The organism is Pseudoalteromonas sp. PSi26 (genome assembly GCF_054960575.1).
Window position 1 is genome coordinate 130855 of record NZ_JBHNYT010000001.1, and the last position, 20009, is coordinate 150863.

Sequence of the window (20009 nt, forward strand, 5' to 3'; positions counted from 1 at the left end):
GGTTTTTCTATTTAAAAATAATTAAAAACGAAATATGCGTCGAATACCAATTAATGGTAGTAAAAATAACGCTAACCAAGAGGTACTCGCTGAACTTCTTTCAAAAAATTCGGCCTCTGGGGGTGCACAATTTTCAATTTCACCATTTTCTAATGGTGTTAATTTAACCGCAACTGCAACAGTTTCAAATTCAATATTACCGTTAATATCGGTCACTATACCACCAAGTGTGTCACGCTTTTCTACTGTTTTGGTGGCAACACCAAACACTTCGTTATTCTCATTAATAACATTAGCTTCAACAACTGTGTATGGGTAATCAGTTTCACCATCTGATTCATAACATGGTAAAAAGTCATTTATGTTAGTTATTTTATCTTCACCAATTTTATAAATAAATGCGGCTTTATCTCGCGAACTGTCCGATCCACCTAATTCACTCTCACCAACAATATAACCTTGATTATTGATATCGTTAGCAGTCGAGTTTGCTGCTAAAAAGAAGTTTGTAGGGTAAACAGTGTTACCAGTAGCGATATCATGATAAAAGAATTTTCTTACCCGAGTATTCTCGACTATTCTGGTTGCATAACCAGCAATAATATTTTCATCATTTATCGCTAAAGATACACCTGACTGATTAGAATCATTTTCTTGTTCGATAAAAGAAACAACTTCACTATCCCTAAAATAGACTGGCATTGTGATAAATAAATTATCGTTATTTTTATATCTGGTGTGGGAAGAACCTACTGCTATACCATTGGCGTTTACGGCAAGAGCATTGCTGGTAAATGTATCTTCTTCGAACTCATCTTCATCAGGAGTTAAAGCTAAACCAAGCTCCTCTACTGAAGATATATTTAGAAACTCATCTAGCTCCCATTTATAAGCTCGTTTATTAAAAATACCTGATGATATACTACTGTTTAACAAGTTAATACATGTCGAGACAGGCTCATCATCACCGTCGCAATTGTCATCTATATTTTCTAACCTATCAACTGAGATATATGTTGAGGCGCTACCTACTACTATATAACCGTTGTTAGTCCTAAAAATATCATTGGCTCGACTTGTACCTCCATATTCACTAAATTCAGGAATAAGAGAAACTTTTCTACCATCGGAACTAATTACAATACCTCGTTCGATAAAGTCATGAGTAAACCAAGTTTCGGCATCATCTTCACCCTCTGGTGTAAAAGAGACCTTATCATATGGCGCACTACCCCAACCAACTGAAACTCCATCTTCGCTCACAGCATTATAAACATTAAAAGTGGATCGTGTTAAGCCATCATAGTCAACCGATGCAATGTCAAAAAGTGGCTGCTCAACTACTTCATTTTCATTAAATCTTATACCTGTGAATGAATTAATTATTTGATACTCAAAACTACTAGATACTTGTGCTAAAAACCTTGCCATAAAACTATGTGCATCTGGGTTTGAAATGAGCGCATTATTGTTCTCGATATCATCAAGAGTAAAAGTTATAACCTTATCACTTAATTCAAAAGATCTAACTTCATTATCGTAGGCGCTTTCAATTAAGCTATCAGTAAAATCAATATAACTGGTATCTATGGGTAAGTTATATAATCCATTTGCTAAACCAATTATGTGCCCGCTTTCACTTGCATCAGTAACGTAAGAAAATTTTGCATTGTCGAGTGTGCCTAATTCACTTAATTGGTATGTTGCACTGATAGCTGATGTACTCAATGTCGCTAAGATACTGGCAGCGAGTAATTTATATTTCATTTTAGTCCTTACTACTGATTCTGTAATTCTTCAAGTTCTTCCCATCGCTCAAAAGCGGCTTCAAGGTCAGACTCAAGTTGTGCTAAATGGTTCAATGCTTTGGTTGTTATGTCACTGTCTTGTTTAAAAAAGTCAGGATCGCTTACCACATTTTGCTGGGCTTCTACGTCAGCTTCAAGTTGCTCCATTTTATTAGGCAACTGCTCTAATTCAAGTTTTAATTTGTAAGAAAGCTTATTCGTTTTAGCGGCTGGCTTTGCAACAGGGGTCGGTTGCTTTTCCACTTTTTTTGCAGCTGGTTGAACAGCTTGTTTTTCTTGTTCTGCTAAATAACTTACATAAGCTTCATAGTCACTATAACCGCCGACTATATCTGTCACTTTTCCGTTACCTTCAAATGCCCATACACTAGAGCATGTATTATCGATAAATTCACGGTCATGGCTTACAATAATCACGGTACCTTGATACTGATTAATAATGTCTTCTAACAGCTCAAGTGTTTCAATGTCTAAATCATTGGTTGGCTCATCCAATACCAAGATATTCGATGGTTTTAAAAATAGCTTAGCAAGTAACAATCGGTTTTTTTCGCCGCCAGATAAGGCCTTAACGGGTGTTCTAGCGCGCGCAGGTGGAAACAAAAAGTCTTGTAAGTAACCTAATACATGACGAGAGCGACCACCCATCATAACCTCTTGCTTACCTTCTGCAACATTGTCTTGTACTGTTGCTTCTTCGTCTAACTTTTCACGGTATTGATCAAAATAAGCAAATTCTAGGTTAACACCCTGCTTAGTTTCACCGCTGTCAGGTGCTAAGTCACCAAACATTAGTTTTAATAATGTTGTTTTTCCTACACCATTAGGACCGACTAAACCGATACGGTCGCCACGCATAACTAAAGTAGAAAAATCGCTTACAATCGTTTTCTCTTTAAAAGCATGAGATAAATGCTTAGCTTCAAAAACTAACTTACCTGAGCGGTCTGCGGTTTCAATATTGAAATCTGTTTTACCAACTTGATCAACTCGTTGCTTACGCTCATTACGCAATTGTTTTAATTCACGAACACGGCCTTCATTACGAGTTCTCCGTGCTTTTACGCCCTGACGGATCCACGCTTCTTCTTCAGCTAATCGTTTATCAAAGAGTGCATTTTGACTTTCTTCTACTTTTAAGTCATGCGCTTTTTGTTCTAGATAAGTGGCGTAGTCACCTGGATATGAAATAAGTTTGCCGCGGTCTAAATCCAAAATACGCGTAGCAATTGCACGAATAAACGCACGATCGTGAGATATAAATACAATCCCACCTTTAAAGTCTTTTAAGAACTGCTCTAACCACATCACACTTGTCATATCTAAGTGGTTTGTTGGTTCGTCTAATAGCAACAAGTCTGGCTCACTAACTAATGCACGTGCCAGTGCAACCTTACGTAACCACCCACCTGAAAGTGATTCAAGCTTCGCATCAGGTGTCAGCTCAAGCTTAGTTAATACTAATTGAATACGGCTATCGAAGCGCCAGCCATCAGCGGCTTCTAACTTATTAGATAAGCGCTCAAGTTTATTTAATAATTGATCGGTACATTCAGTTTGCAGTTCATTACTCACATGGTGATAATCGATAAGTAAATTAGCAATTTCTGGCATACCTTGGGCAACATAATCAAATACGGTACCGCTGGCCCCTTTAGGTGGATCTTGTTCAAGACGAGAGATCTTTAAACCACCGAGCTGGTTTATTTCACCATCATCCAATATTACTTGGCCGTCTAATACTTTTAACAGCGTTGATTTACCTGCGCCATTACGCCCCACAATACAAACTCGCTCACCACTTTCAATAACAGCATCTGCGTTGTTAAGTAACGCATGTGTACCAAAGGCAAGCTGTGCTTTCGAAATTCTTATTAAATCCATAATTCTACAATGCTCTTAATCTGCCAGTGCTAAAAATATTTGCACTTGTTCTGCAGTAAAAGGCCAAAACAATTGTTGGCCATGTTCATTTTTTAAAACAGGAATACTTACCTGATATTGCGCAATAAGCTGTTTGTCAGTCATTATGTCTGTTAACAATAAACTGTCCTCGCTCATTAATAACGGTGTTATTAGTGCGTAGGCTTGTTCACATAAATGACACCCTTCCGTATGGTATAGAGTCCACTTAGCCATGGGTAATTAACCAGCTGTTATGAATTTTTTTATTACGCTTAAAGTCTGGTGAGAGTGTTTTCTCAGAAATATTAATGGCTTTTAAACCTAAACCAATCAATCCAACTTCATCCATAACAAAGCCACGTTTGTTGTTAGAAAAAATCAATGTTCCAGACGGGCTAAGAATTTTTTTAACCCAAGTTAGTAACTTAATGTGATCACTCTGAACATCAAACGCATCTTTCATTCGCTTTGAATTTGAAAATGTTGGTGGATCAAGAAATATTAAGTCATATTGCGCAGTCGCATGCTCTAGCCATTTAAGGCAATCTGCTTGCTCAAAACGGTAACGCATGTTGCTAATATTATTTAAATCAAAATTATCTTGGCCCCATTTTAAATAGGTTTTGGATAAATCAACTGTGGTTATAGCCTTTGCCCCACCAATGGCTGCATGAACTGATGCACTTCCTGTGTAGGCAAATAAATTTAAAAAACGTTTGTCCTTGGCATTTTCTTGAATGTAGCGACGAACCAAACGATGATCTAAAAATAACCCCGTGTCTAGATAATCAAATAAATTAACCTTAAATTTAGCACCAAACTCTTCAACAACCATCGTTCTATTTTGCTTAGCCATAGGGGTGTATTGCTCTTCACCTTTTTGCTTTTTGCGAACTTTTACGGCAATGTTTTCAGGTGCTATGTTTAGTTGTTGCGCTGTTAAGCTAATGACGTCCTGAAGACGCTTATCAGACACTTTTTCATCTATTTCTTTCGGTGCCGCGTACTCAAAAATTACAGCGCTGTCGTTATATACATCAACCGCTACATTGTATTCTGGAATATCAGCATCATAAACGCGATACGCGTCGACTTTGTTTTGCTTTAACCAATTTTTAAGGCCTTGTTTATTTTTTTTAAGACGGTTAGCAAACGACATTGAACCTTCATAATTAAGGGCTTTTTTGTCATCAGTCGTCAAGCTGACTTGCTTGTCATCTAGTTGATATAAGTTAAGCTCTACATCTAATGGACCATTTTTAAATTTATAACGTTTTAATTTAACAAGCTTTAAAAGTTTAAATAAACTCTCATCCATGCCCAATAACGCCAGTTTCCAATGGTTAAAATGCTTTTTAAAGCCGACACCTAAATTACGGTGTAAATCAACTAACTCAGCCATAGAGCCAATACGTTCACCATAAGGCAAATTTGAAATAACCACACCTGGTAATTTAGCTACTGCGGTTAACTTTGTTGCGTCGCTTTGCTTAAATTTAATTATGTCATCAAGCTCGGCACGCTTTGCATTATCAATGGCTTTACTTAATACCTGAGCATCGTAGTCGTGGCCTATTAGCCAAAGTTTCGGGTCGGTTATATTTGCAAGTAGTTCTTCTTTTAACGCTTTAAATTTTGCCACTCTAAAACTAGGTAAACGCTCAAAAGCAAAGCCTTCACGAAACAAACCTGGCGCTTCATTACGTGCCATACCTGCGGCTTCTATTAAAATAGTACCCGCACCACAACATGGGTCAAACAGAGGTTGTTTAACGTTATCTAACCATCCGCTGCGTTTAATAATTGCAGCCGCTAAATGCTCTTTTATTGGCGCTTTACCTTGTCCCTGTCGATACCCACGTTCAGATAGCCTTGGTCCTGAGTAGTCAATGTAAAGAGAAACACCGTGACGATTTAAACGTGCAACAACACGAACATTGGCATCCTGTTTATCAACATTAGGGCGTTGCTCATACAAATCATTAAAGTAGTCAACAATTGCATCTTTAATTACTAAACCAGAAAACTGTGTATTCTTTAACGAATCATTAGTACCGTTAAAATCTACAGCAAATGTTTGCGTTGGGCCAAACCATTCTTGCCAAGGTTGAAAACGAGCAAATTTATACAAGCTATCTTTATCGTCAACGCCTTCTTTTTCTTCAATAAGCATAAGCACACGAGTTGCAAAACGGCTTGATAAACAAACCTTTTGCGCCAGTAATGAGTCAGCCTCAAAACGAACAGAACCAACAGTTTGCTTAGATACAGCAGCGCCAAGTTCTGTTAACTCATCAACCAATAAATTTTCGATTCCGATAGAAGTAAGTGCGATAAATTGCAAAGTAGTAACCCTTAATAGCTAATTGCGCAGGATTATACCATAGGTTGAGGGACAAACACGCCATAACACATGCTTAATAGCGTAAATTACTTAGGCAGTTTTAAATTTAATTTGCTGAGGTAAGATGGGATGAACGCGATTATTTAAAATTTTGATAACTTCAAATTGAGCAAGAGATAAATTTTCGTCTAATTGAAAATTCTCGCTTAAATTTAAGCAAACCGAAGCATCACTACAGTGATCGACAATCAAAAAATCGCCCGTTTGCGCCTTAGAAACTAATTTAACGACTGCTTCAACACTGGGTTGGCTGCCGGTATATTCATTAAAAAACCAGCTTTTTGCTAGCACAGGTTTTAAATGAAACTTAACCGCTGTAGCATTTAACGCTATTTGACATATTTGTGCACTAGACCAGATTTCAAACCCGTCCAGATAATTATAAACTTGTTCGTAAAATGCAGCATCTTCTAAACTAAAGTTAGGGTTTTTGATAACTAAATCTGTTAACTGCCTTATTTTATAAGGTGTGCAAAGCTGCATTTCATCGTTCAAATCAAGTAATAAACGATTTTTATTAGGACAAGCAATCCACTGCCATTGCTTTGATGCTTGTAACATTTGCTCCTCCTTGTGGGCTTTATTAAAAATAGTATCAGTTCAAAGTATAACTGCTTTTGACCATTTTATACATAAATGCTTAGAACATTTATCGAACGATCAAAAGCTTAGATAACTGATCCTTATAAGCCGTTTACGATCGATTTTACCAATTCTGGGCCTTTATAAATAAAACCTGTATAAACCTGGACTAAACTAGCACCCGCATTAAACTTCTCTTTAGCTGAATTAGCATCATCAATTCCGCCAACACCAATAATAGGTAACTGGCCTTTTGTTAATCGTTTTAATTCACTAACTACTTCTGTAGAACGTGTTCTTACAGGGTGTCCTGATAAACCACCGGCCTCCTCAGCATACTGCTGACCAATCACATCACTTCGTTCTAGTGTTGTATTAGTTGCAATTACCCCGTCAATTTTATTGTTTAGCAGTGATTCACTTACCTGTTCGATTTGAATAGGATCAAGATCCGGGGCAATTTTAACAAGCATCGGAACTTGCTTATTATGTTTTGAAATTAAATCTAGCTGCTCATTTTTAAGACTTTGCAATAAATCATCAAGTGCAGCACCGTATTGTAAATCTCTCAGGCCGGGTGTGTTTGGTGAAGAGATATTCACGGTAATATAAGAGGCATGCTCAAAAACTTTTCTCATACAGTGTATGTAATCGTCTTTACCTTGCTCATTAGGGGTATCTTTATTTTTACCTATATTAATACCTAATATGCCGTTGTACTTTGCTGCTTTTACATTACTAATTAAATTATCAACACCTTTATTATTAAAACCCATACGATTAATAATAGCGTTTGACTCTGGCAATCTAAATATACGGGGTTTATCGTTTCCGGCTTGCGGGCGAGGTGTAACAGTACCCACCTCTATAAAACCAAAACCCATTTGGCTAAATGCATCTATGCACTCTGCATTTTTATCTAAACCTGCTGCTAATCCAACTGGATTCTTAAATTCAAGACCTAAAAAGTTAACGGGCTTATCTGCTACAGATTGCGACCATGCGGCACTCAAAGGCGTGTTGGCAAAGCGGCTTAAATTATTAAGAGCAAATTCATGTGCCCACTCCGCATCACGGGTAAACATAAAACGGCGAGCTAAATCGTAAAACATGAATATATTCCTCTTTAAATTACAGACAAAAAAATACCTCAGTCAAGGCTGAGGTATTATATAACATTTTTAATAATTAGCTTATTACTTAGTTAATAAATAATAATGCGCGTAATTATTTTATTTTGCTGGTGTATCACAATTGTGACTCAATAGCATTAGTTCACGCAATGCCACTGAGAACTTGGCAAAATCATGACTTTGCGACGTTTTAAATTCAGCCAGCATTTGCTTCCAACGAGTAAGTAATAACTCTTGCTTATCCATCCACTCATCAATTTGGTAATCAACGTCTTTTTCATCTGCTTCAAAGCTATTTAAAACAACCTGAGCTAATGTTCGTTGCTGCCAATCTAACTCTTCACGATAAGATGAACGCGCCAACGCTTGCCAATGGTTAGCAACAGGTTGGTTAGTTATTTGATCTAAGAACCAATGTAAGCCCATTCTTGCACCAAGCTTAAAGTAAGTATTAGACACCATAGCAATGCCTCTACGCGAATTATTAGCAATTTCTGCTAAGTCCATCACCGAGAACAAGCTAGATAATGAAACGATGCGCTTAGCTATATCTAATGGTACTCCACTATCAGTTAACTTAGTTGCAGCTTCATCTATGCGAGCACTTTCCTTTTCAACAATATAAGTGTTCAAGTTATCACTCAAATCACTAAATGTTGGTGAGAAGTACTCAATACCTTGCTCAATCGATTGTGATTTATTGCGATGACGCAAGAACCAACGAGTTGCTCTGCGAACAGTTCTACGAAGCTGATAAAGCATTTCTGTTTGTACAGCCGCTGGAATTTTATTATCTAAAGCGCTGATTGATGACCACGTATCACGCATTTCAAAAATTTCACTGGCAATTGAGTAACACATTGCAATTTCAGATTCGCTAGCACCTGTTTCTTCGTGCATACGAACCATGAAATTTAAGCCCATGTCATTAACAATATTATTAGCAAGTTTGGTTGCTATAATTTCTTTACGAAGTGGGTGATTATTCATGGCATCATTAAATTTCTCACGAAGTGGACGTGGGAATGATTTAACAAGTAATTGGCGATAATACGGGTTTTCTGTAATTTCATCCGTTACAAGCGAATCTTTTAACACCATTTTAGCGTATGAAACTAATACTGAAAGCTCAGGACGCGTCAAGTCTTTGCCTGATGCTGCTCGCTCTGCTAACTCTTCATCACTTGGAATAAACTCTATCGCACGGTCTAATTTACCATCTTTCTCAAGGGCATGAATAAAGCGAATTTTTTCCTTAAGTGTCGATGTACCACGAGATTGCGTGATTGAAATTGTATGTGTTTGACGATAACAGTCTTTTAATACCAATTCTGATACTTCATCAGTCATAGAATAAAGCAGTTCATCACGCTGCTTAAGTGTTAAATCACCTTCAGCAACTAAACCATTAAGTAAAATTTTAATATTTACTTCATTATCTGAACAAGCAACGCCGCCAACGTTATCAATAAAGTCAGTATTTACGCGTCCGCCTTGTTCTGCAAATTCTATGCGTCCAAGTTGCGTAGCACCTAGGTTACCACCTTCACCTAGTACTTTAGCACCTAATTCTTTACCGTTTATACGTAGCGCGTCGTTTGCTCGGTCGCCTACGTCAGCATCGGTCTCTTTTGTGTGCTTAATGTATGTACCAATACCACCATTCCAAAGTAAATCAAATTCCATCATTAACGATGCTTTCATCAACTCATTTGGTGTCATGCTTGCTTTTTTAGTACCCAGCATTTTTTTCATTTCTGGGCTAAGGGTAATCGATTTTGCAGCTCGAGAAAAAATACCACCGCCGGCTGAAATAAGATCCTTGTTGTAGTCTTCCCACGAAGAACGAGGCATATTAAATAAACGTTCACGCTCTACATACGATTTTGAGGCATCAGGGTTAGGGTCAACAAATATATGCATATGGTTAAATGCAACTTGTAAACGAATGTGCTTAGACAGCAACATACCATTACCAAATACGTCTCCAGCCATATCACCAATGGCAACTACTGTAAAATCAGTACTTTGACAGTCAATATCCATCTCACGGAAGTGACGCTTAACAGACTCCCATGCACCTTTAGCGGTTATGCCCATTTTTTTATGGTCGTAACCTACAGAACCACCCGATGCAAAGGCATCACCAAGCCAAAAGTTGTACTCATTTGCAATGCCGTTAGCGATATCAGAAAACGTTGCCGTGCCTTTATCGGCTGCCACGACTAAATAAGCATCATCTTCATCATGACGAACAACATTACTTGCTGGCACTATTTCACCACGTGCAATATTGTCAGTAATATCTAGTAAACCTCTAATAAAGATTTTATAACACTCTTGGCCTTCTTTAATGAAAGCATCGCGCTCTGATGGTAGCTGTTTACAAACAAATCCACCTTTAGAGCCAACAGGTACAATTACGGTATTTTTAACTTGTTGCGCTTTAACTAAGCCCAAAACTTCTGTTCGGAAATCTTCACGACGGTCTGACCAACGTAGTCCACCGCGAGCTACCTTACCAAAGCGTAAATGTACGCCTTCAACACGAGGCGAATAAACAAATATTTCAAAAGCAGGTAACGGTAACGGTACGTCAGGGATCAAACTAGGTTGTATTTTAAATGATACATAAGATTTAAATTGGTTCTGAGCGTCTTTTTGATAGTAGTTAGTGCGCAGCGTAGCCACAATCATATCTACGTATAAACGTATAATACGGTCATCATCAAGGTTGGCTACATTTTCCAGCTCAAGGTAAATTTGTGCTATTAACTTGTCCAGTGTTTTAGAGCTCGCAGGGCTGTTCACAGAAAAGCGTTTAGCGAATAAGTTAACGATTTGAGACGCAATATGTGGATAGTTAGCAAACGTGCTTTCAATATATGTTTGAGAAAAAGTAACACCAATTTGGCGCATGTATTTAGCATAAGCACGTAAAATAGAGGCTTCACGACCCGTTAAGCCGCCCATTAGCACTAAACGGTTAAAACCGTCATTTTCTAAACGGTTATTCCATACATTGGTTAAAGCCGCACGAAAACGAGCAGACACCTTATCAAAATCATCCATCCCTTTACTGTCAATCAGCATAGAGAAATCCATGATCCAATTAATTCGGCCATCGCTTGTTTTAACCGAGTAAGGTGTTTCACCTATTACACGTAAACCAAAGTTTTCTAGCATTGGCATTACATCTGACAAATGAATTGGCTCATCTTTATGAAATAAGCTCAAGCGCACAATATTAGTATTCGCCTCCTCTTGAGGGCGATAAAAAAGCATCTCAAGTTTATTTTCTTCACTTAATAGCTCTAGTTTTTCAATATCTACTACTGCGGCACTCGGTAGCACTTCATCTTTGTATGAACGGGCGAATGCGTTACAATATTTACGGTTTAAATCATTTCCACGCGCTTCACCTGCAGACTCCAAGAGCGCAGATTGTAGTTTGTCTTCCCAAGTACGGGCAGCTTCTATTAAATTATTTTCGATGTCTTTCACATTAAATTCGATATTGTTGTCAGTCACACGAACAGTGTAATGAGTACGTGCTAGTGTTGACTCGGAGAAGTAAGTGGTAAATTCGACTTTTTCGTCAGAATTAAATGCATTGCCTAAAATATCTTGAGTTTCCCTGCGCAGGGCTGTGTTGTAGCGCTCGCGAGGAACATAAACCATACAAGAAAAAAAACGACCATAGGCATCTTTTCGCACAAATAAGCGACACATATCACGCTCTTGCACTTGTAATACACCGGTTGCAACTTCAAGTAACTCATTTTCGCGTGCTTGTACTAACTCATCACGCGGGTAAGTTTCTAAAATATTTAATACCGCTTTGTAAGCGTGTGTGCCTTTTGCAAAATCACACATATCCATTATGCGAGTAATTTTGCTTTTTAAAACAGGAACATCAGCAGCACTATTATTATAAAAATTAGATGAAAATAAACCAATAAAACGGTCTTCACCAATAACATTCCCTTCATCATCAAAACGTTTTACACCAACGTAATCGATATAAGCGGGACGATGAACACGAGACTGTGAATTAGTTTTAGTTAGGATCAATAAATTACTGCTGCGCGCTTCCTGGCGAGCCACCTCAGGTAACTCAGAAAGCAAGCGAGTATGCTCTTCAGTAGAGTTTTTTAACAACCCTAAACTTGTATCCATTTTACCTTTAAGCTGATAATCCCCCTGAACAGGGCTTAACTCATATTCACGATAGCCCATAAGGGTGAAATTATCGCTAACTAGCCAATCTAAAAATTCAACGGTTTCTGCCACTTCACTTTTATTTTTGCCGTGGCGGCGCTTAGGTAGCTCTTTACTTACTTCAATTAGTTTTCTTCTTATTGGCTGCCAGTCTTCAACTGCAACAGAAACATCAACAAGTACGGATTCTAATTCTTTTTTGAAAGACTCAATAGCAGATGAGTCTGTTTGGCGATCAATTTCTATGAAGAAAACCGTTTTTGTAGATGTAGATTCTTGCTCTGCTTTTAAATTAGATAAGCCTGAAATTTTAGCGTTGTCATCGCGTTGAATTTTAAGTGGGCTATGAAGTAATAAGTGAGAGGCAATATTTTCACGAGTCATGGCCATACGAACAGAATCAACTAAAAAAGGCATATCTTTAGCAATAATTTCTACGATGGTATGTGATGACTGCCAGCCATCTTTTGCCACTTCGGGGTTGAAAACGCGAATAACGGCGTCGTCAGTAGTATTTTTTTCTAGCGAATTCCAAAGGCTGAGTGCAGCACCGTATAAGTCACTGTCGTTTCGATTTGCCAAATCCTCTTTAGACATATTGCTGTACAAGGCTTTGGCGAATTTCTCAACGAGTAACACATTATCAGCGTGAACTTTTTTCTGGATAAGCTTACAGACATTATCTAGGATAACCGAGGCTTGGCCTTCATTTCGTGTCATTGTATGTTCCTTAATCTATTACTGCTCAAGAGCAGGAATTTGTACAGCCATTTATTAGTGTGGAGTCAGATAAATTCTAACCCTTTTACAGCTAATAAACAGCTTTTTCGATGAAAACATTTCAAGCTTTTCAGCTATTTGGTCATCTATTCACAAATTATAGATATAAATGGCCAATAGTGGCCATTTAGGAGCAATATTATTCACATTATTTTTTCTGGTCGGTCCACAGAAGACTTCCAATTGCAGGTAATAACAGCACTGCACCTAACATATTCACTAAAAACATGAAGGTAAGAAGTATTCCCATATCAACTTGGAATTTCAAATCAGAAAAAATCCATGTGCTTACACCAATGGCGAGAGTAATACCGGTAAATAGTACCGCACTACCGCGTTCAATGAGTGCATTACGATAAGCAATCGACAATGGTACATTTTGTTTAAGCTGCCCCATCATCGACGAAAGTATATAAATACCGTAATCCACACCAATACCTACACCTAGGGCAATAACTGGTAAGGTTGATACTGTTAGGCCAATTTCTAGCTGTACCATTAACGCTTGTGCAAGCGTTGATACTATATAAAGCGGTAACACCACAGCAATAGTCGCTTTTACGCTTCTAAAACTCAGTAAGCATAATGCAATAACAGCACCGTATACATATAGCATCATTGGTATTTGGGCCTCAGACACTGACTCGTTTGTAGCGGCCATTACGCCGACAGGACCAGACGCTAATTTAAATGCAAGCTTTTCTGTCCCTTCTTCATTTGCAAACTGTTTAACGCTTGCAATAACGCGGTCGATAGTCTGCGCTTTGTGATCATCTAAAAAGATAATAACGGGCATGACAGAACAATCACCGTTCAGTAAACCTGTGCTTGTTTCAACACGTGCTGTAGACTGCACTAATGAAGCCGAATTGCGCGGCAAGCTCTGCCATTTTAAATTACCTTCGTTGTAACCCGCATTAACAGACTGAGCAACCGAACTTAAACTAACTGCAGATTGAACACCTGCAACATTTTCAACTTTGTATTGAAAACGGCTAATGCGCTCCATTACGTCATATTCTGTACATGCTGCTGGGTAAGCTTCAACTATCACTTTTAAAATATCTGATGAAATAGTGTACCTGTCCGATATTAAAAAAGTATCCTGGTTATAGCGAGCATCTTGATGAAGTGACGGAGCACCTGCATGCAAATCACCTATCCGCATTTTATCAGCTTGCCAGTAACCCAAAGCAAATAAGACAAGCGTAAAGCCAATAATGATTTTAGCTACTTTAGGATCGGTTGCTTTTACCAATAAATCCCTAACTTTATCAAGTATATTTGGCTTGTTAGCATCACCTGATTGAATATGAATACTATTTTCAAATTGCATGTATGATGCCCAAACAGGCAATAGAATTAAGTTAGTAAATATAATAACCGCTACACCTAAGCTAGCAGTAATTGCAAGCTCACGGATAATGCCTATGTCAATCGTCAACAAAGTTAAAAAGCCAACAGTGTCTGATAAAAGAGCAATACCACCTGGAATTAAAAGCGCTCTAAAACTTGATTGACAGCAAACTCGCGTACTTTTCCCTTCGCTTACTTTTTTACCTATCGCATTTATCATTTGCACGCCATGGCTAACACCAATAGCAAATACTAAAAATGGAACTAATATCGACATTGGATCAAGTCCAAAGCCGAGGCTTGAAAGCAACCCTAACTGCCATGCAACCGCAATAATAGAGCACGCAATGGGTAATAATGTAAGCTTTAAGCTTCCACAGAACAGCCAAACCATAATAAATGTGAAGGCTATGGCAATTGCAAAAAATAACACAACGCCTTTAGCCCCTTCGGCAATATCACCAGCCATCTTTGCAAAACCGATAATATGAATACTCACTTTATCGGTACTCAGAGGCTCTCTTAACTCTGTTTCGAGCTTTGCTGCAAAGGCTAACGTGTCTAACTTTTCTTGCGTTTGTGGGTCAGTTTCTAATAATTGCGCTGTTACCATTGCACACGAATAGTCGCTTGCAATCATACGACCAACAACTTTTGCTTTTTCTATATTTTCTTTAACAACGGCTAAGCCACGTTCGTTTGCCTTAAAGTTTGCAGGAATAATTGGGCCACCGGCAAAACCATCCTCAACCACTTCGACAAATCGGGCGCTAGGAGCAAATATAGAGTTTACGAGCGGTCTGTTTACACCGGGTATAAAATAAAGCTGATCATGAACAGCTTTTAACTGAGTAAAAAATTCTGGATTGAATATGTTACCACTGTCATCACACACTGAAATTAAAATACTATTCGCACCACCAAACTGCTTTTCATGCTTGGTATACACTTTCATGTATTCGTGATTTAAAGGGATATTTTTATTAAATGAAGCATCTAGTTGAATGTGCGTGGCTTTAAAAATAAGCAAACAAGTAATAATTGCAAAACTTATAAGCACAACTAAGCGATGTCTAAAAATCGCTTTTTCTATAAAATCTAAAATAGTATGCATTAAGGGGTCAACTCCTTCACTTTAATGCCATCTTCAGTAGCCATTACCAATTTATTATTTTTAATCACACCATCAAGTATCGCTTTACCATCGGCAAGTTGCTCATGAGTTAATAAACCATCCTGTAAGTGAAAAATCACCCCGCTATTTGCTAGCATTAACCACTGTTTGTTATTGTAATTAATAATGCTGTTTACAGTAGCAGCTTTAGTACTTTCAAGGTGAAGCCACTCTTCTTCATCACGCTGCTTGCTGAAAACATTACCTCTAAGCCCTGCGACTACCTCTTGAGAATTATCTGAATTAAAAGCGAAGAAAGAACCTGGGTATATTTCTTCAAGACGCAGCCAAGTTTTACCGTTATCTGTGCTTCTCGCTAGTAAGCCCATCTCACCAACAAGCATTAAGCCTTCAGAAGTTTGTTCAATTCGATTAAAATGTGGCAGGATTGATGCTGTTTCGGCCTCGTATCCCTGAGGATCATTGTCTTTTAAGTCGTTTAAATAATCCCTGTCTTCACTGAACAATAAAGAATCTAAAAATCGTTTTTCCCATTGTTTACCACCATCAGTAGTATGGTAAAACATGCCATACGCACCCACGGCAAAGCCTTCTAATTTATCTTTAAATAAAATATCTAAACACGGTTTATCTAAAGAAGGCTTAGCCTGTTGTAATTGCCAATTATTACCACCATCAACAGTATTAATAATTGTGGCATCGTGCCCACATGCCCAACCGTTGTTTTCATCACTAAAATCAACAGCGGTTAATAACACTTGCGTAGGCACTAATTCTGCTTGTTGCCACACTTCACCATTTGTACTTTTTATAACTGTGCCATGTTTACCTACAGCAACTAATTGATTGCCTGTATCGATAATGTCAGTTAATAGTGTTTTTTGTGCATTAGGCACACTAATTGCGTTTTTTGGTGTATCTTGAGCAAAACTCGCACCGCTTATAATCAGGCTGGCACATACCAAATACTTCATAAATTTTAATCGCCTTGAACTGAAAGGAGTGTTTGTCTTTGTAAACGAGGAAAAGTTTTTGCGTTGAAAGACAAACGCGATGAGAAAGGAAAAAGGCACCTAACTTACGACTAGGTGCCTACTTTTAACTTATCTACCTGCGCGGCGTAATGCGCTAGATGTAAACTCGTTATCATTAAATGATTTTGAGAAATCGTACATTTTTTCTTGGTTATCTAAACCAATAGCTAAGTAACGACGTGAATTCAAATCATGATAAACCTCTAACGTACTCCACTGAGTAGGTACTTCATAGTAGTTAAGACCATAGGCCATTGCTACACGGTAAAGTTGGTCACGGTTATCATAAATATCTGTTACTGTTACTTGCCAGCTGTCTTCATCTATGTAAAAAACACGTTTTTTATAAATGTGACGCGTATCATCTTTAAGGTTAGCCTCTACGACCCAAACACGGTGTTTTTCATAACGTGTGTGCTCAGGATTTATATGACCTGGTTTTAAAATATCATCGTACTCAAGCTTGTCACTGTGAAGTTTGTAGCTGTTATATGGAACATATAGTTCTTGCTTACCTTTAAGTGTCCAATTATAGCGATTTGGCGAGCCATTAAACATGTCAAAGTCATCAGTAGTACGTAAGCTATCTGCTGCTGTACCCGGTGCATCATAGGCAACATTAGGTGCACGACGAACACGACGCTGGCCAGAGTTATATGTCCATGCTTGGCGAGGCGTTAATATTTGGTCCATTGTTTCATGTACCAATAGGGCTGTACCAGCAAGTCGAGCTGGCTGAGTAACGCTTTGTTTAAATTTAAACAATATGTTTGAGTCTTGAAGCTCAGCAGGTGTAGCACTTGGATCAGAGTATTTAACAAGTAGTTGTTCATCAAAACCAACATAGTTGTAAGAACCTGATGCTGTAGGTGCTGCTTGGCCACCAAAACGCTCAACTGACTCACCTCTAAAACGTAATAAATGGTTCCAAATTGCTTCTAAACCTGTTTTAGGAATTGGAAATGGAATGCCAATGGCTGTGTTCTTAATCCCATTACCGCCTTCAATTAATTCAGCAGTAGGTGCAAACTCTTTAGTTGCATCATAAACAAACTGAGGGTATGAGGCCGAACGGCGAGTTTCATATACTGGCATTTTAAACGTGTCGGGGTATGCTTCAAACAAAGCAATTTGGCCTGGGCTCAAGTTAGCTTTATATTTATCGATGTTTGTTTTATCAATAGTAAAAAGCACTTTATCACTTGAAAAAGGGTCTAGGTGATGCATACCAACTTCGTACCCTGCAGGAGCTGCAGTGATACCATTGTTCCATGCTGGAATAGTGCCGTCAGCGTTACCTGCTTTTTCAGCGCCCATTGGCGTTAAATCTTGACCTAAACGCGCTACTTCTTCAGCTGATAGTTTTGCTAAAGCAGCATTACTTGCAAACAGGCTAGCAAAAGCTGCTGCAATGAGGGTAGGTTTTTTAAGCATAATAATGTTACCCCTAAATAGAATATTTTAAATTGAAAGAAACGTAATCACGGTCTGAGAAGGTGTTTACACCACCGCCGCCCCAAAATGAGTTGTAGCTCACGTCAAGTGACCACGCATTTTGATAGTTAAAGTTCATAGTAGCACCCAAAGACTTACGATCTTCAATAAATAAGAACATAGGATCTGGTGTATTACCATTTACGTCATGTGAAAATACAAAGCGAGGTGAAAAGTTGATACCGTTGTAAAGGTCAAAATAATCACCTTTTGCAATTAATCGGTAACCCCAAGATGACCCCGTTGCAAACGACTTTTCTTCAGGACCGTTTGAAAGACCTAAATGCAATGTAGAGTAATCTGTTGTTCCTGGGCCAGTAATAACACCACTTCGGCCAGTACCTGACACATTTAAACGCATTTCGTCATAATCTGGCATATCGTGAATTTTAACAGCGCCCACTTCACCTACAACAGCCCAGCTATCAGCTCCCAATGACGGGCCAAATAAATGAGTGGCAGTAAACTGTATTTGTGAGGTATCGCGTTCAATATAACCTTTTGCAAGTTCACCTGGACCTACTGAACTGATTGCATCTCCGATGCTCATTTGCGAAATACCCGCAAAATCAGGACGAATACCAGCAACAGCTAATTGCTCAGGCATAGCAGTGTAAAGTAACTCTACATCATCTATTTGTAGTGGTTCGTCTTGTCTAAAGGCAAACTCACCTGCAAACGCAGTCTCGCCAATGGTCGTATTAAAACTCACACCGTAAAGTTTTATATCTTCAGGGTAGTCATTCTCAGCTTTAGAAAATGCAACCAAATCAGCAACATTGTCATCTGTAATTTCTGTTGTAGAAATCATTGCTAAATCTTGTGCAATGGCAGCTTGAGAGAAATTAGATACACGGCCTGAAATAAGAGGACGACGGCTGTGGTAATTTACATGGTACAACGCAATTTCAGTGTCGTTCCATTCAGGCAAAAATATGCCTAATCGTAAACCATATTGACCACCATCATCTGGTTCAGTTTTACCGTTATTACCTTTACCTTTAAGTGCAACCTTGGTTGGGTGCGCTAGGTACATGTTAGCTAGTAAAGCTTGGCCTTCTGCACTTGTAGGATCAATCCCCTGAGCTGCAGCTACTTGAGCATAGGTTGCAGTTAAGTTATTTAAACTTTCGGTTAAAAATGCAACATCTATATCAGGGTTAGACGTAAAGCCTAGCTGAACGTTTTGTTGGTAACCATTTTCTGCAGCAAAATCATTTGTAGAAAAATAAGTACCAGCAGCTGGCAAGCGAGTCTCATGCCATTGGTACTGATAAAAACCTTCTAGAGTAATGTTTTCTGTAATGCCCAATGATGCCCAAAGCATACCAACAGGAATAAATGCTTCTTTTAGCTCTGCGCCTGGCGCTTTCAATCTATCGATATCTACAGGGTTAACATTTATACCATGAGATATAAGCGTGCTTTCCCCCCAGTTAACAACTTGCTGACCAAGACGAACTGAAAGTGGGTTTTTGCCGTCGTTTAAGTCGAAATCAGCCCAAACAAATGCATCAAGTAGACGAATGTCTGCACAGCTTTGCTCTTTTGTATCTTCATCATCACAAGGATCTACGCTTTGACCTGATGTAGGGTTTGCATAGGCAAAGTCACCATCCATCAAAGCAAAGTCATAAAAGTACATAAAACGAGTAAATAGACCGTAGTTATCTTTGTTTATTGAAAGGTCATGTGTTCCCTTTAACAGTTTGGAGAATGAATCACCGCTGTCAAAGTTAAGATTACCTGCGTCACCATTATTTGAATACGACCCAGGCTGTGCCCAAACATCTTGTGAAGAGTAAACTGTATTTAGGGCTGGGTTATAACCAGTCCAATCAAAAGCAGGGTTATTACTTTTACCTATTAAGCTAAAGTCTCTATCTTCTACACGAATACTTTGGCCGTAAGAAAAAGTTGAATCGAAGGTTATATCAAAGCCTCCGGCGTCAAATGTTACAGCCTGTGAACTTGCTGTAGTTAGGGCTAAACTAGCGGCTGCTAAACCTATAGCGATTTTGTTTTTAACAAAAAGCGATCTTCTTATCATTGTGGTTCCCCCCTGTCGCGGGTCATATTGTGTGATCAAGTTATTGTTTTTAGTGTAATCGTAACGATAGAAGCGAATTGTATAAATTACAAATAGTCGCATTCAAT

11 protein-coding genes are annotated in these 20009 nt (G+C 38.5%); all 11 read right to left on the minus strand.

Translation table 11 applies throughout. The features are described from left to right. Positions 1-21 precede the first annotated feature (21 nt). The 11 genes from ACFI34_RS00650 to ACFI34_RS00700 all read right to left on the minus strand — a co-directional run bounded on the left by ACFI34_RS00650 (position 22) and on the right by ACFI34_RS00700 (position 19902). On the minus strand, positions 22-1767 hold the full coding sequence (locus ACFI34_RS00650) for a DUF3466 family protein (protein WP_462672021.1): 1746 nt from the start codon (positions 1765-1767) through the stop codon (positions 22-24). 11 nt (positions 1768-1778) lie between these two features. Then, positions 1779-3692, minus strand: coding sequence for an ATP-binding cassette ATPase Uup (uup, locus tag ACFI34_RS00655; protein WP_462672022.1), 1914 nt, complete (start codon positions 3690-3692; stop codon positions 1779-1781). A gap of 15 nt (positions 3693-3707) precedes the next feature. Then, positions 3708-3947 (minus strand): glutaredoxin family protein, encoded by a 240-nt coding sequence (locus ACFI34_RS00660; RefSeq protein WP_462672023.1) that lies wholly within the window; start codon positions 3945-3947, stop codon positions 3708-3710. Then, the gene (gene rlmKL / locus ACFI34_RS00665; RefSeq protein ID WP_462672024.1) at positions 3940-6057 is read right to left on the minus strand and encodes a bifunctional 23S rRNA (guanine(2069)-N(7))-methyltransferase RlmK/23S rRNA (guanine(2445)-N(2))-methyltransferase RlmL; all 2118 of its coding nucleotides are present in this window, start codon (positions 6055-6057) and stop codon (positions 3940-3942) included. The genes ACFI34_RS00660 and rlmKL overlap by 8 nt, the downstream gene beginning before the upstream one ends. A gap of 90 nt (positions 6058-6147) precedes the next feature. After that, positions 6148-6678 (minus strand): cell division protein ZapC, encoded by a 531-nt coding sequence (locus ACFI34_RS00670; protein WP_462672025.1) that lies wholly within the window; start codon positions 6676-6678, stop codon positions 6148-6150. Between the two features lie 122 nt (positions 6679-6800). Next, positions 6801-7811 (minus strand): quinone-dependent dihydroorotate dehydrogenase, encoded by a 1011-nt coding sequence (gene pyrD, locus ACFI34_RS00675; RefSeq protein WP_462672026.1) that lies wholly within the window; start codon positions 7809-7811, stop codon positions 6801-6803. A 120-nt stretch (positions 7812-7931) separates the two neighbouring features. Next, the gene (locus tag ACFI34_RS00680) at positions 7932-12773 is read right to left on the minus strand and encodes an NAD-glutamate dehydrogenase (protein WP_462672027.1); all 4842 of its coding nucleotides are present in this window, start codon (positions 12771-12773) and stop codon (positions 7932-7934) included. Positions 12774-12981: 208 nt separating this feature from the next. Beyond that, a complete protein-coding gene (locus ACFI34_RS00685; RefSeq protein WP_462672028.1) occupies positions 12982-15303 on the minus strand; it encodes an efflux RND transporter permease subunit in 2322 nt (773 codons plus the stop codon). After that, complete coding sequence (locus ACFI34_RS00690; protein ID WP_462672029.1) at positions 15303-16298, minus strand: WD40/YVTN/BNR-like repeat-containing protein; 996 nt, start codon at positions 16296-16298, stop codon at positions 15303-15305. Before ACFI34_RS00690 ends, ACFI34_RS00685 begins: the two co-directional genes overlap by 1 nt. Positions 16299-16427: 129 nt before the next feature. Further along, positions 16428-17792 carry a DUF1329 domain-containing protein gene (locus ACFI34_RS00695; RefSeq protein WP_462672030.1) on the minus strand — a complete coding sequence of 455 codons (1365 nt, stop codon included), beginning with the start codon at positions 17790-17792 and terminating at the stop codon, positions 16428-16430. A 13-nt stretch (positions 17793-17805) separates the two neighbouring features. Then, on the minus strand, positions 17806-19902 hold the full coding sequence (locus ACFI34_RS00700) for a DUF1302 domain-containing protein (RefSeq protein WP_462672031.1): 2097 nt from the start codon (positions 19900-19902) through the stop codon (positions 17806-17808). Positions 19903-20009 lie beyond the last annotated feature (107 nt).